The sequence below is a fragment of the Phenylobacterium sp. genome (assembly GCF_046291545.1).
GTDB lineage: Bacteria > Pseudomonadota > Alphaproteobacteria > Caulobacterales > Caulobacteraceae > Phenylobacterium.
Window position 1 is genome coordinate 207,115 of the sequence record NZ_JBKBSM010000001.1, and the last position, 13,036, is coordinate 220,150.

The 13,036-nt window shown below is 70.9% G+C and carries 9 protein-coding genes; 4 read left to right on the plus strand and 5 right to left on the minus strand.

Features of this window, described 5'->3' with window-relative positions; translation table 11 throughout:
• Positions 1 to 113: 113 nt before the first annotated feature.
• Positions 114 to 1,298: an OmpA family protein gene (locus tag ACK4YQ_RS01050; RefSeq protein WP_409607384.1), complete on the minus strand. Its 1,185-nt coding sequence runs from the start codon at positions 1,296 to 1,298 to the stop codon at positions 114 to 116.
• A gap of 488 nt (positions 1,299 to 1,786) precedes the next feature.
• A complete protein-coding gene (locus ACK4YQ_RS01055) occupies positions 1,787 to 3,571 on the minus strand; it encodes a cation:proton antiporter (RefSeq protein WP_409607386.1) in 1,785 nt (594 codons plus the stop codon).
• A gap of 179 nt (positions 3,572 to 3,750) precedes the next feature.
• On the opposite strand from ACK4YQ_RS01055, the gene ACK4YQ_RS01060 reads away from it, so the two are divergent.
• The 3 genes from ACK4YQ_RS01060 to ACK4YQ_RS01070 all read left to right on the plus strand — a co-directional run bounded on the left by ACK4YQ_RS01060 (position 3,751) and on the right by ACK4YQ_RS01070 (position 8,349).
• Complete coding sequence (locus ACK4YQ_RS01060) at positions 3,751 to 5,388, plus strand: AMP-binding protein (protein WP_409607388.1); 1,638 nt, start codon at positions 3,751 to 3,753, stop codon at positions 5,386 to 5,388.
• Between the two features lie 74 nt (positions 5,389 to 5,462).
• Positions 5,463 to 7,559: a M13 family metallopeptidase gene (locus tag ACK4YQ_RS01065; RefSeq protein ID WP_409607390.1), complete on the plus strand. Its 2,097-nt coding sequence runs from the start codon at positions 5,463 to 5,465 to the stop codon at positions 7,557 to 7,559.
• A gap of 49 nt (positions 7,560 to 7,608) precedes the next feature.
• A complete protein-coding gene (locus ACK4YQ_RS01070) occupies positions 7,609 to 8,349 on the plus strand; it encodes a class I SAM-dependent methyltransferase (protein WP_409607392.1) in 741 nt (246 codons plus the stop codon).
• Between the two features lie 310 nt (positions 8,350 to 8,659).
• Here the strand turns inward: ACK4YQ_RS01070 and hisG are convergent, their stop codons facing one another.
• The 3 genes from hisG to hisS are packed head-to-tail and all read right to left on the minus strand — an operon-like array spanning position 8,660 to position 12,224.
• Complete coding sequence (gene hisG / locus ACK4YQ_RS01075) at positions 8,660 to 9,616, minus strand: ATP phosphoribosyltransferase (protein ID WP_409607394.1); 957 nt, start codon at positions 9,614 to 9,616, stop codon at positions 8,660 to 8,662.
• Entirely contained in the window at positions 9,613 to 10,749 is a 1,137-nt protein-coding gene (locus ACK4YQ_RS01080) for an ATP phosphoribosyltransferase regulatory subunit (protein ID WP_409607396.1), read from the minus strand. Before ACK4YQ_RS01080 ends, hisG begins: the two co-directional genes overlap by 4 nt.
• Positions 10,746 to 12,224 (minus strand): histidine--tRNA ligase, encoded by a 1,479-nt coding sequence (gene hisS, locus ACK4YQ_RS01085; RefSeq protein WP_409607398.1) that lies wholly within the window; start codon positions 12,222 to 12,224, stop codon positions 10,746 to 10,748. Before hisS ends, ACK4YQ_RS01080 begins: the two co-directional genes overlap by 4 nt.
• A gap of 334 nt (positions 12,225 to 12,558) precedes the next feature.
• Between hisS and ACK4YQ_RS01090 the strand changes: the two genes are divergently transcribed.
• Complete coding sequence (locus ACK4YQ_RS01090; RefSeq protein WP_409607400.1) at positions 12,559 to 13,002, plus strand: YbgC/FadM family acyl-CoA thioesterase; 444 nt, start codon at positions 12,559 to 12,561, stop codon at positions 13,000 to 13,002.
• The last annotated feature ends 34 nt before the right edge of the window (positions 13,003 to 13,036 follow it).

The window sequence follows — 13,036 nt, forward strand, 5'->3', positions numbered from 1 at the left end:
CGGCGGAGCATTGCCGCCCTCAAGCCGGAGGAGCCGCCGGCGCCGGCGACAAAAAAAGGAGCCCGGCCTTGCGACCGGGCTCCCATCTCGGCGGCTGAGCCGTCCGATCGAGATCAGAAGTTGATGTCGATCGTCGAACGACGGTTCAGCGGTTCCTTCACACCGTCGCCGGTGTCGACGGCCGGAGCGGTTTCGCCCTTCCAGTCGACCTGCAGGGCGCCCTGGTTCACGCCCAGGCCCACCAGCGCGTCGGCCACGGCCTTGGCGCGGCGTTCCGACAGGCGGACGTTGTAGGCCAGCGAGCCGGAGGTGTCGGTGTGGCCGACCACCACGACCTGGGTCGCGTTGCCCGAGGTGGCGTAGTTGGCGGCTTCCTGCACCACCGCCTGGGCTTCCGGCGTCAGCACGTACTGATCGAACGGGAAGTAGACGATGAACTGCTTCGCCTCATAGGCCGGCGGAGGCGGCGGCGGAGGCGGAGGCGGCGGGGGAGGCGGCGGGGGCGGAGGCGGCGGCGGCGGCGGCGGCGCGGCGAACGAATACCGCAGGCCCACGGTCACCGACTGGTCGCGGTAGTCGCCGCTGAACACGCCCGGCTGAAGGGCCGCAGAGCCCACCGAGGCGAAATCCAGGTCCGAGCCGCCCAGGTAGCGGTAGGTCAGGTCGACGTCGAGGCGATCGGTCGCCTGCCAGGCGAGGCCGGCCAGGACCTGCCAGGCCAGGGCGGTGTCGTCGTCGTCGATCGTCAGGTTCTGGATGGCGGGGTTGGCCGCGGTGATCGCGCCCGTCACGTTCGAGAACTGGCCGACGGTGTCGACCTTGACGTGGTTGATGCCGACGCCGGCGCCGAGGAACGGATTGATCGCAGCGCCTGGGGCGAAGTCGTAGATGACATTGCCCATCAGGGTCCAGGCTTCGATCTCACCGGTCGGCGCGCCGCAGTTCGGCGCAGCGGCCGTGCGCACCACGCCGGGGGTGCAGAGGCCGGCGATCGACTGGCTGGAGCTGCCGCGGATCGACTCGATGTCGCCGGGGCGATAGCCGCCCTCGAGCTCGACGCGCCAGTTGTCGTTCAGCTGGTAGCCGAGGCGGGCGAAGCCGGTCCAGTCTTCTTCCTGGTTGAAATTCCAGTTGTAGACCGCGCCGTTCGCGGCGGTGTTGGAGGACTCGCCTTCCAGCGCGTCCGGCCAGTGATATCCGAGATCGACGGCGCCGTACCAACCGGTCGTCTGGGCGGACGCGCCGGACGCGGCGAACACCGCGGCCAGGGCGGCTCCCGCCAATAGTTTGAACTTCATGATTAGAGCCCTCTCTTGCCGTCTGCTGCGGCCCATTGACCCAGCGTCGTTATACCAAGGCCGAAGCCAATCGGAAGTGCGCCGAAGCCACACCCCCCTCGCATTCTCTCCTGACGGTGGTGCGCCTGGCGCGACGCTACACAACATTCTGGAGAAGAATCAACGATCGGTTGAAAATGGTCGTCCTGTTGCGGATGATCCACAGGCGCCTCGCCGGGCGACGAAAAACCACCCCGATGCCTCGCCGGGCGCGCCATCTTCGGCGCGACTCCAACCCTGTCCCTGTGGCTTCGCCGCTGAATTCCTGGGAAGACTTGTAAAGCCGGCGATTTGACGCGCACGGGCGCCGCCGAACGGCGCGCCCGGCCATCAGCCTCCAGCTCCGGCTGGCTCCCCATGTCGCCCTCGTCTCCCGCGCGCCCTGCCGCGCCGGGGGTTCCAACGCCCGTGCCCAAGCTTGGTTCCGCGGCCCTCGAAATCGTCTGCGTTCAGGCCGGATCCGCGCGCCGGAATCGGCGCGCGCGCCCCCCCAGGGCTTCGGGGCGGTTCAAGGCGGCGCGGAACTCGTCGCGCCGTTCGTGGATCGAGGCGATGACCAGGCCCATCGGCACGCCGATCTCCACCAGCACCGTCTCCGAGAGCTGCAGGCTCGCCTCCACCGTCTCGGGAACCGCGTCGGTGGCCCCCAGCTCGTAGAGCCGCTGGGCGTGGCGGGCGTCACGGGCCCGCGCGACGATGGGCAGGCCGGGGTTCATGACGCGCGCCAGCCCGACCACCGCCTCGGTTCCTTCGGTGTTGTCCATGGTGACCACCAGGGCTGGCGCCTCGCCCAGGCCGCAGCGGCGCAGGAACTCGGGCCGAGCCGCGTCGCCGAAGAAGATGGCCTTGCCTTCGCGGCGGCCTGCCTCGACCAGGCGCGGATCCCGCTCGGCGGCGACCCAGGCGATCTGGTGGCGGTCCAGCATCTCGCCCACCAGCCGGCCGACCCTGCCGAAGCCGACCACCACCACCCGAGCCTCCGACGGCGATTGTTCAGGCGCCGACTCCAGCGGCGTTTCGGACGGTTCGGGCCGGCGGCCGACGATCCGCGCGCCGATGGCGGCCATCAGCGGAATGGTCATCATCGACAGGGTGGCGGCGACCACCACGCTCTGAGCCAGGGCGCGGTCGATGATGCCGGCGTTCATCGCCGCGTTGAGGATGACGAAGGCGAACTCCCCGCCCCCTGCGAGCAGCAGGGCCGATTCCAGGGCCGCCGGCGTCGGCAGGCCGAACAGCCGGGCCAGGACGAACACCACCGCCCCGGTCAACAGCATCAGCCCCACGGCCATGCCGAGGATGAAGAGCGGCGCGGCGGCGACCAGCGACAGGTCCAGGCTGATGCCGACCGACAGGAAGAACAGGCCCAGGAGCAGGCCCTTGAACGGTTCGATGGTGACCTCGACCTCGTGGCGGAACTCGGTCTCGGCCAGCAGCAGTCCGGCGATGAAGGCGCCGATGGCCATGGACAGGCCGGTCAGCGCGCTGACGAGGCCGGCGCCGATCACGACCAGCAGGCAGGCGGCCATGAACAGCTCTTCGCTCTTCGCCCGCGCCACGGAGCGCAGCATGGGCCGCAGCAGCCAGCGGCCGGCCGCCAGCAGCGCCAGGACGCCGAGGGCGGCCGGGGCGAAGGTGAGCAGCAGCTGCGGCGACAGCGCTTCGGCCTCGCGGCCGCCGAGGATCGCCAGGGTGACGAGGATCGGCGCCACGGCCAGGTCCTGGAACAGCAGCACCGAAAAGGTCGCGCGGCCGGCCAGGGAATGCTGGCGCTTGCTCTCCACCAGTGAAGGCATGACGATCGCAGTCGACGAAAGCGACAGGGCCGCGCCCACGGCCGCCGCCGTCAGCGCCGGCAGGCCGAGGGCCATGGCCACGCCGGCGATCACGGCGATGCTCAGTCCGACCTGCGCCGCGCCCAGGCCGAACACGTAGCGGCGCATCAGGCGCAGCCGCTCCCATGAGAGCTCCAGGCCGATGGTGAAGAGCAGGAAGACGACGCCGAACTCGGCGAGCTGGGCGATCTCTTCGGGATTGTCGACGGTGAAGTAGCCGAGCCAGGCCACGGTGTCGGACAGGGCGCCCAGCCCGTAAGGCCCCAGCACGACCCCCGCCCCCAGGAACCCCAGGATCGGGCTGATGCGCCAGCGCCGGAAGAGCGGCACGACCACGCCGGCGGTGGCCAGGAACAGGACCAGGTCCTTGTAGTCGCCGGGCGATACGTGGCTCTCCAACAGGGTCTCCCGTTTGCGTTCGGCGGACTATGCCAGCCGCGTGCGCGGCGGAGAATCCCGCATTGCGAGAATTCCCGAGGAGGATCCGCCTCGCTTGACCTAGCGGCGCCTGCGGCCGTTGACACCCCAGGTCCGCCTACCCCTTATGCCGCCCATATTTTAGGAATGGAGGACGGCCCATGGAGGCATGGAATTACGCGAATCTCTGGGAATCCGTCGCCAAGGCGATTCCCGACCGGCCGGCGCTGATCCACGGCCAGCGGGTGATCTCCTGGCGCGATTTCGACCGGCGCGCCAACGCCCTGGCCGCGCGCTTCCTGGCCGCGGGCCTCGGCCGCCAGTCCAAGGTCGCCGCCTATCTCTACAATGGCCCCGAGTACCTGGAGACCTATTTCGCCGCCTTCAAGGCGGGCCTGGCTCCCTTCAACACCAACTATCGCTACGGCGGCGAGGAACTGACCTATCTGTTCGACAACGCCGACGCCGAAGCGGTGGTGTTCCACGCCTCTTTCGCCGAGACGATCGACAAGGTGCGCGCCAACCTGCCCAAGGTGAAGCTCTGGGTCGCCGTGGCCGAAGACGGGCACGCCGCCCCGGCCTGGGCTGTGGACTACGACAGCGTCGTCGCGGCGGGCGCCGACCGCATCGAAGCCCCCTGGGGCCGCTCGGCCGACGACCTCTTGCTCATGTACACCGGCGGCACCACCGGCATGCCCAAGGGCGTGATGTGGCGCCAGGAGGACCTGTTCAAGGCGCTGGGCGGCGGGGCGAACCTGCTGGCGGGCCTGCCGCCGTTCGAAACGGTGGCCGACGCCGGCGTCCGGGCGGGGGCTGCGGCCGCCTCCGGCGCCCCCCAGGCGATCACCATTCCGGTCGCGCCCCTGATGCACGCCACCGGCCAGTTCATCTCCTTCGGCCAGCTCAACGCGGGCGGCGCCATCGCCACCCTGCCCTCGCGGCGCTTCGACCCGGCCCTGCTGTTCGACGAGGTCGAGCGGCTGGGCGTCAGCGGCCTGATCATCGTCGGCCTGGCCTTCGCTTCGCCGATGCTGGAGACGCTGGAGGCCAACCCCGGCCGCTGGAAGATGCCCACCCTGCAGCGGATCGTCTCCTCCGGCACGATGTGGAGCGCCGAGAACAAGAAGGGCCTGCTCAAGCACCTGCCGCACATCAACCTGATCGACAGCCTGGGCTCCTCGGAGGCCCTCGGGCTGGCCGGCTCCACCTCCAACGCCGGCGAGGCCGCGGCGACCGCCAAGTTCATGGCCGGTCCCAACGCGGCGGTGTTCACCGAGGACGGCCGGCGCGTGGCTCCCGGCTCGGGCGAGCGCGGCCTGGTCGCCGTCGGCGGCTTCACCCCGGTCGGCTACTACAAGGACCCCGAGAAGTCGGCCAAGACCTTCCGCACCTTCGAGGGACGGCGCTGGTCGGTGCCCGGCGACTGGGCGACGCTGGAGGCGGACGGCTCCATCACCCTGCTCGGCCGCGGATCGCAGGTCATCAACACCGGCGGCGAGAAGGTTTTCCCCGAGGAAGTGGAAGAAGCCCTCAAGCGCTTCCCCGGCGTGCGCGACGCCGCGGTCGTGGGCCTGCCCGACAAGCGGTTCGGCGAGCGGATCTGCGCGGTGGTCGACTACGCCGGCGACGGCGAGCCGAGCCTGGCGGACTTGGCCGCCCACGTGAAGGCGCACCTGGCCGACTACAAGGCGCCGCGCGAACTGGTGCTGGCGCCAGTGGGCCGGGCGCCCAACGGAAAGCTCGACTACAAGGCCGTGCGCGCCCAGGCCATGGACGCCCTCGGGGTGGCCGCGGGCTAAACAAATTGTAATGAGCCTTCGGAAGCCACGGCGGGCATGGTCCGGCCACGCATGTTTCCGAAGGCTCTTCTTCCATGAAAAAACTCTGGTTCGCGGCTGCGGCCGTGACGGTGCTGGCGGCGGCTGCGCCCGCCCTGGCCTTCCAACCCCGTTCCTTCGTCTCGGCGGCGGACGCGCCGTCCGGCGAGGGGGCGGCCAAGATCAGCGACCTGACCACCGCCCCACGGATGGGGACCTGGGGCTTCGATCTCGCCGGCCGCGACACCAGCGTCTCGCCCGGCCACGACTTCTTCGCCTACGCCAACGGCCACTACCTCGAGCAGCTCGAGATCCCCTCGGACCGCTCGCGCTACGGCGCGTTCGACGCCCTGAACGAGCTGTCGGTGAACCGGATGCGCGCCGTCGTCGAGGCGGCGGCCAACGACTCCGGCGCCGTGGGCGACCGGGCCAAGATCGGCGACTTCTACAAGAGCTTCATGGACGAGGCCCGGGTCGAGGCCCTGGGCGCCAAGCCGCTGGCGGCGGACCTCGCCGAAGTGTCGGCGGCCAAGACCCGCGCCGACCTCGCGCGGCTGATGGGCAAGTCGCAGGCGGCGTTCGGCGGCTCGTTCTTCGGCGCCTACATCTCCGACGACGCCAAGGACCCGGAACACTACGCGGTCTATCTGTTCCAGGCCGGCCTCGGCATGCCCGACCGCGACTACTATCTGCAGGAGCGCTTCGCGCCGCAGAAGGAGAAGTACGAGGCCTATGTCGCCCGGCTCTTGAGCCTGGCGGGCTGGTCCGAGCCTGAGGCCCACGCCAAGGCGATCGTGGCCATGGAGACCAAGATCGCCGAGGTCTCCTGGACCCGCGCCGAACGCCGCGACGACGACAAGACCTACAACCCCTTCGAGACCGCCAAGCTGGCCGAGTACGCCCCTGGCTTCGACTGGGCCGCTTTCATGGAGGGCGCGGGCCTGGCCAAGGTGGACCGCGTGATCGTCGCCGAGAACACGGCGTTCCCGAAGATCGCGGCGGTGTTCGCCGAGACGCCGGTGGACACGCTGAAGGCCTGGGCCGCCTTCACCCTGGCCGACAACGCCGCGCCTTACCTGTCCAAGGACTTCGACGAGGCCCACTTCGACTTCCGCAACCGCACCCTCTCGGGCCAGCCCGAGCAGCGGCCGCGCTGGAAGCGGGGCGTCTCCCTGGTGGACAACCAGATCGGCGAGGCCCTGGGCAAGGTCTATGTCGAGGCCTACTTCCCGCCGGAGAGCAAGGCGAAGATGGAGGCCCTGGTCGGCGACATCAAAACCGCCATGCACGGGCGCATCGAGAAGCTGACCTGGATGAGCCCGACCACCAAGGCCAAGGCCCTGGAAAAGCTCTCCAAGTTCAACGTCAAGATCGGCTACCCCGACAAGTGGCGCGACTATTCCGGCCTGGCGGTCGCCGCTGACGACCTCTATGGCAACGTCGAGCGGGCGGTGGCCTTCGACTGGAACTACCGCGTCGGGCGCCTCGGCGGCCCCGTGGACGACAGCGAATGGGGCATGACCCCGCCGACCATCAACGCCTACTACTCCTCGACGAAGAACGAGATCGTCTTCCCGGCGGCGATCCTGCAGCCGCCGTTCTTCGACCCGGACGGCGACCCGGCGATCAACTACGGCGGTATCGGCGGCGTGATCGGCCATGAGATCACCCACGGGTTCGACGACCAGGGCCGCAAGTCCGACGGAGACGGCCGCCTGACCGACTGGTGGACCCCGGAGGACGCGGCGAAGTTCCAGGCCCAGGCGGCGAAGCTCGGGGCGCAGTACGCGGCGGTCGAGGTGCTGCCGGGCGCGCACATCAACGGCGATCTGACCATGGGCGAGAACATCGCCGACCTGGGCGGACTGCTGCTGGCGCTGGACGCCTACCACCTGTCGCTGGGCGGCAAGCCCGCGCCGGTGATCGACGGCCTGACCGGGGACCAGCGGGTGTTCCTCGGCTGGGCCCAGGTGTGGCGGGGCAAGTACCGAGAAGACGCCATCAAGCAGCAGCTGGTGTCCGATCCGCACTCGCCGCCCAAGTACCGGGTGAACGTACCGATCACCAACATCGACGCCTGGTACGCCGCGTTCGGGGTCAAGCCGGACGATGCGATGTACGTGAAGCCCGAGGACCGCGTCCGCATCTGGTGACGCGCCCCGGACCCTAGACGCAGGAGGACGGCCGCGCGGCCGCGAACGCATGGTCGACCGGCTGTTCTCCGACGCCTATCTCGCCGGGCTCTACGACGTATGGCATCCGCGTGAAGTGCGCGACGACTTCGACTTCTACATGCCCCGCGTCATGGCGGCGAAGGCCGTCCTGGACGTGGGTTGCGGCACGGGCATGATGCTGCACGACGCCCGCGACCGCGGCCATGCGGGGCGGCTCTGCGGCCTGGACCCGGCGGAGGGGATGCTGGCGCGGGCTAGGCGCCGGACGGATGTCGAGTGGGTGCTGGGCGACCTCGTCTCAGCCGGATTCGAAGACGCCTTCGACCTCGTGGTCATGACCGGCCACGCCTTCCAGACCCTGGTGGAGGACGACGAGATCGCCGCGGCCCTCGCCGCGGTGCGTCGGGCCCTGACGGCCGACGGCCGCTTCGCCTTCGAGACCCGCCATCCCGCCGCCCGGGCGTGGGAGCAGTGGCGGCCGGAGCGCGCGGTGGAGATGACCGACGCCGATGGCCGGCCCCTGCGCATCACCACCGAAGTGGTCCGTCCGTTCGACGGCCGCACGGTCAGCTTCACGCACACCTTCACCGGGCCTCATCCGGCCTTGCCGATGGTGAGCAGAAGCACCCTTCGCTTCCTCGACCCGGCGGCGCTGGCGATCGCCCTTGAGGCGGCCGGCCTGGCGGTGGAGGCGGAGTATGGGGACTGGGACGGGGGAGCGCTCGGTGCTGCGAGCCCCGAGATCATCGTCCTCGCCCGCCGCGCTTGAGGTCCCCCTCGGCATCGGCAGGTTTTTGACAGCAGAGTCAAAAGAAGGGTGGGAAAATTTTGGCCCGCTGCGGGGGATATTCGCAGCGGGCCTGATTTGAGCTGTCGCTCTTATGTAGAGGGCGTTTCCTCCCCGAAACGCCGGAGACTTCAGGACTTAGTCGCCGTCTTGTCTCTCGCGCTTTTGAGAGAACGGCAAAAATGTTCCCAAGTCAATGCACCCGCAGGCGCTCTGAGGGCAGATTCCGATCAGATTTCCGAGAGGAACCACATTTTTTCGACTCAAGAGCGGCGCTTTTTATGCAGAAGCGTCAAAACTGCGCGAGTTTGCGACGCAAACGCTCGAAGGGCGGGCACCCGAGATCGAAAACGAAGTCCGGGCGGGACACAGTCACCGGCCCCATTCCCGCGGCGGCGAGCTCCAGGGCCACGTTCGACAGGTCGCGCGCGGCGACAAGCAGGCCGCCGGGCCGGCGAACGGCGCCTTCGGCCACCAGGCGGTCCACCAGCCCCGGCGATTCGCCCGCCTCGGCCGGCCAGATCACGGTGGCCGATTCGTGCGCGGCGGCGCGCGCCTCGATGATCCGCAGCAGCCGTTCGGCCGCGGCCAGCTGATTGGCGCTCCAGGCGGCGCGCAGGCTGGCGGCGAACTGGGCCTGGCTGGACAGGATCAGGCCGTCGGACAACACCTTCAGCCCGTTGGCCGCCAGGGTCGCCCCGGTGGTGGTGATGTCGACGATCAGTTCCGCCGCCCCAGCGGCCGGCGCGCCTTCCGTGGCCCCGCTCGATTCGGTGATCCGATAGTCCACAAGGCCGTGCCGCGCGAAGAAGGCGCGGGTCTGGACCAGATACTTGGTGGCCACGCGCATCCGCCGCCCGGAGCGGGCGAGGAAGTCATGCGCCACCGCCTCCAGGTCGGCCATGGTGTCGACGTCGAGCCAGGAGCGGGGGGCCGCCACCACCAGGTCGGCTCGCCCGAAGCCCAGGGCGCGCAGCAACAGAACCCGCGCGTCCAGATCCCCGCCGCGCTCGCGCAGCAGGTCCTCCCCCGTGACGCCCAGGTGGGCCTCCCCGGCGTCCAGGGCCTCGGCGATGTCGCCGGCGGACAACAGCCGCACCTGCACCCCGGCCTGGCCCTTGAGCGCGGCCAGGTAGCCGCGGGCGCCGCCGCTGACCTTCAGGTCCAGGCCGCAGTCGGCGAGCCACTCCTCGACCTGTTCCTTGAGCCGGCCCTTGGAGGGGACGGCGACGATCAGGGGAGCGCTCATGCCTCGCCTCCTGCGAAGGCGCGCCAGGGACGCACCATTGCGCCGACCGCGCGCGCGCCGGCCGCGCCGCCCAGCCGGGCGCTGAGCCCGTCATAGCGTCCGCCGACCGCCACCGGCCGGTCCGCACCCAGGGCCCGGCTGCGCACCTCGAAGGTCAGGCCGTCGTAGTAGTCGAAGGTGTGGCCGAGCCGCGCGGCGAACCGGGCCTGCTCCAGCGGCACGCCGGCGGAGGCCAGCCGGGCCAGGCGCTCGCGCCAGTCCTCCAGCGCTTCGGCGAAGGCGCCGCCGGCCGAAGCCAGCGCGCCAAGGGCGGCCAGGGCCTCGTTCGGCGCGGCCTCCACCGCCAGGAACCGGCGCACGGCCTCGGCCTCGGCCTCGGTGAGCGCCGGCGCGCGGGCGTCCTCGGCTCGGCGGATCAGGCGCTGGGCGATCTCGGCCGCCCCGCGGCCGCCGACCCGCTCCACGCCGGCCAGGGCCCAGACCTCCTGCAGGAGCGCTTCGGCCTCGGGCTCCGAAAGGCCCGCCAGGGTGGCGGCGAGCTGCCCGCCGCCTGCCGAGGGGGCCGCCGCGCCCGCGCGGTCGAGTTCGGCCTGCATCCGTCGCGGACGCGCGGCGGCGCGCTTCAGCCGCGCCGCGAGCCCGGGGGCGAGGTCCAGGGCGTCCACGAAGGCGGCGAAGAGGGCGACGTCGCCGAGCCACAGCACCAGGTCGTCGCGGCCGCCGGCCGTGCTGGCCCGCCAGGCCAGGGCGGCGATCTCGGCGTCGGCCTCCACCACCGAGCCGTCCGCGGCGCCGTAGAACTCCAGTCCGATCTGCAGGAATTCCTCGGCCCGGTCCGAGCGCTCCGGCGCGGCGCGGAACGCGCGCCCCTCATAGTAGTAGCGTCCCTCCCCGCCCCCGTGCTCCAGGTGCAGCCGGGCGACGGGCACGGTGAAGTCGGGACGCAGACAGGCTTCGGCGCCGCCTTCGGCCTGGACCACGAACAGCCGCGCGCGCAGGGCTTCGCCGGCGAGGTCCAGGAGCGCGCCCAGCGGCTGCAGGATCGGCGGGTCCACCACTTCGGCGCCCGCCGAGGCGAAGGGCGCGCGCATGGCCGCCAGGACTTCGGCCGGAACGGAGGGCTCGCACCTCATCGGCCGCCCTCCACGATGCGGCGCACGAAGGCCACCAGCTCCCCGCGCGGGATCGTCGCCTGGCCGGGCCGCTGCTCGCGCCACTGGCTGTTGTCGGAGACGCCCCGGGCCAGCTCGCGGCCGAGATCGAGATCCTTGACCGTGACCGTGCCGGCGGCGATCTCGTCGCCGCCCAGCATCACCGCGGCCGGGGACAGGCGGCGGTCGGCGTACTTCATCTGCGCCTTCATGCCGGACGAGCCGAGGTAGACTTCCGCGGAGATCCCGGCGGCGCGCAGCTCGCGGGCGACGGCGTAGTATTCGGCCATGTGCTGCTGGTCGAAGGCGATGACCACCACCGGCCCGCGCACCTCGCCGCCCAGGTCGCGGCCGGCGGCGCGAAGCGCCGCAGCCAGGCGCGAGACCCCGAAGGAGAAGCCCGTCGCCGGCACCGGCTGGCCCGTGAACCGCGCCACCAGGTCGTCGTAGCGGCCGCCGCCGCCGACCGAGCCGAAGCGCACCGGCTGGCCCCGCTCGTCGGTGGTCTCCAGCATCAGTTCGGCCTCGAACACCGCGCCGGTGTAGTACTCGAGCCCCCGCACGACGGTGGGGTCGATCCGCGCCAGGTCCGGCCCGACGCCGAGGGCGGTCAGCGCCGAGTCGATCGCGGACAGCTCGCCCAGCGCCTCCTGGCCGGCGGCGCCCATCGGCAAGCCTGCGAGCACGCCGATGACTTTGCTTCTGGCAAGATTGCTCGCTCCCGCCGAGACCAGGAAGGTCTCGATGGCGGCGATCGTCTTGAACGGCAGCTCCGCGCCCTTGGTGAAGTCGCCGGATTCGTCCAGGCGCCCCGGGCCCAGCAGGGCGGCCACGCCCTCCCAGCCCAGGCGGTCGTACTTGTCGATCGCCCGCAGCACGGTCAGCTTGCGCCGGTCCTCGCTCACCCCCTCCTCGGCCAGCAGGCCGTCCAGGAGCTTGCGGTTGTTGATCTTCAGCACCGCTTGGCCGCGCGAAAGGCCGGCGGCGTCGAAGCCTTCCACCGCCATGGCGACGATCTCGGCGTCCGCCTCCGGGCGGGACGAGCCGACGGTGTCGGCGTCGCACTGGGTGAATTCGCGGAACCGGCCGGGTCCCGGCTTCTCGTTGCGCCAGACCGTGCCGAAGGCGTAGCGCCGGAACGGCTTGGGCAGGGTTTCCCAGTTCTGCGCGGCGAACCGGGCCAGGGGCGCGGTCAGGTCGTAGCGCAGGGCCATCCACTGCTCGTCGTCGTCCTGCAGGGCGAAGACGCCCTCGTTCGGCCGGTCGGCGTCAGGCAGGAACTTGCCGAGGGCGTCGGCGTACTCCAGCGCCCCGGTGTCCAGGGCCTCGAAGCCGTAGCGCTCGTAGACGGCGGAGACGGCGGCCAGGATGCGCCGCTCGGCGGCCAGGTCTCGGGCGCGGCGGTCGGCGAATCCGCGCGGGGCGCGCGCTTCGGGGCGGGAGGCGTCGCTGGTCATGGGCGGGCGCTTAGAGGATGCGGCCGCGGGCGGCAAGGCGGCGCTGGCGGACGGGGGCGGCAAGCTCATTGGAGAAGTCCATCGTCGGGGTCCTGGGAAGGGCGAACGATGGGGCGCGAAAGGCCGGGCCCCATCGCGGGGCGTCGGCCGGAGGATCGCGTCAGGCCAGGCGATCCCGGCCGATCCCGCCGTGCGAGATCGGATGGTGATGGCCGTGGTGGTGCGCGCTCGTCGTCATCGCCGCCGCCTATAGCCGAGGCGGGCGGCCAAGGCGAGTCCCGGGCCGTGCGGCCCCGCCCTTGACCGGGATCGCCAAGCAGGATTCACCGGGGGCATGACCCAGGCCGAACCCTCCGCCGGCTGGCTGGACGGCAAAGAGCACGTCCTGCCGGTGCGCATCTATTATGAGGACACCGACTTCACCGGGGTGGTCTACCACGGCAACTACGTACGCTACTTCGAACGTGGTCGATCGGACTTCCTTCGCCTGGCGGGCGTCGGGCACGCCGACCTCCTCGACCGGGCCGACCCCGCCGCCTTCACCGTCGTCAGGCTGGAGATCGACTTCAAGGCGCCGGCCCGCATCGACGACGCCCTTCAGGTGCGCACCGTCTACGAAAGCGCCCGCGGGCCGCGGCTGTTCATCCGCCAGCGTATCCTGCGCGGCGAGACCCTGATCTGCGCGGCCCGGGTGGAGGCGGCCTGCATCGACCTTCAGGGACGGCCGCGCAAACCCCCGCCAGGCCTTCTCGACACCCTGCGACCGCTCTTCGATTGATGGGCGAAGCGCCTTAGTTTCACCACCACGCCGA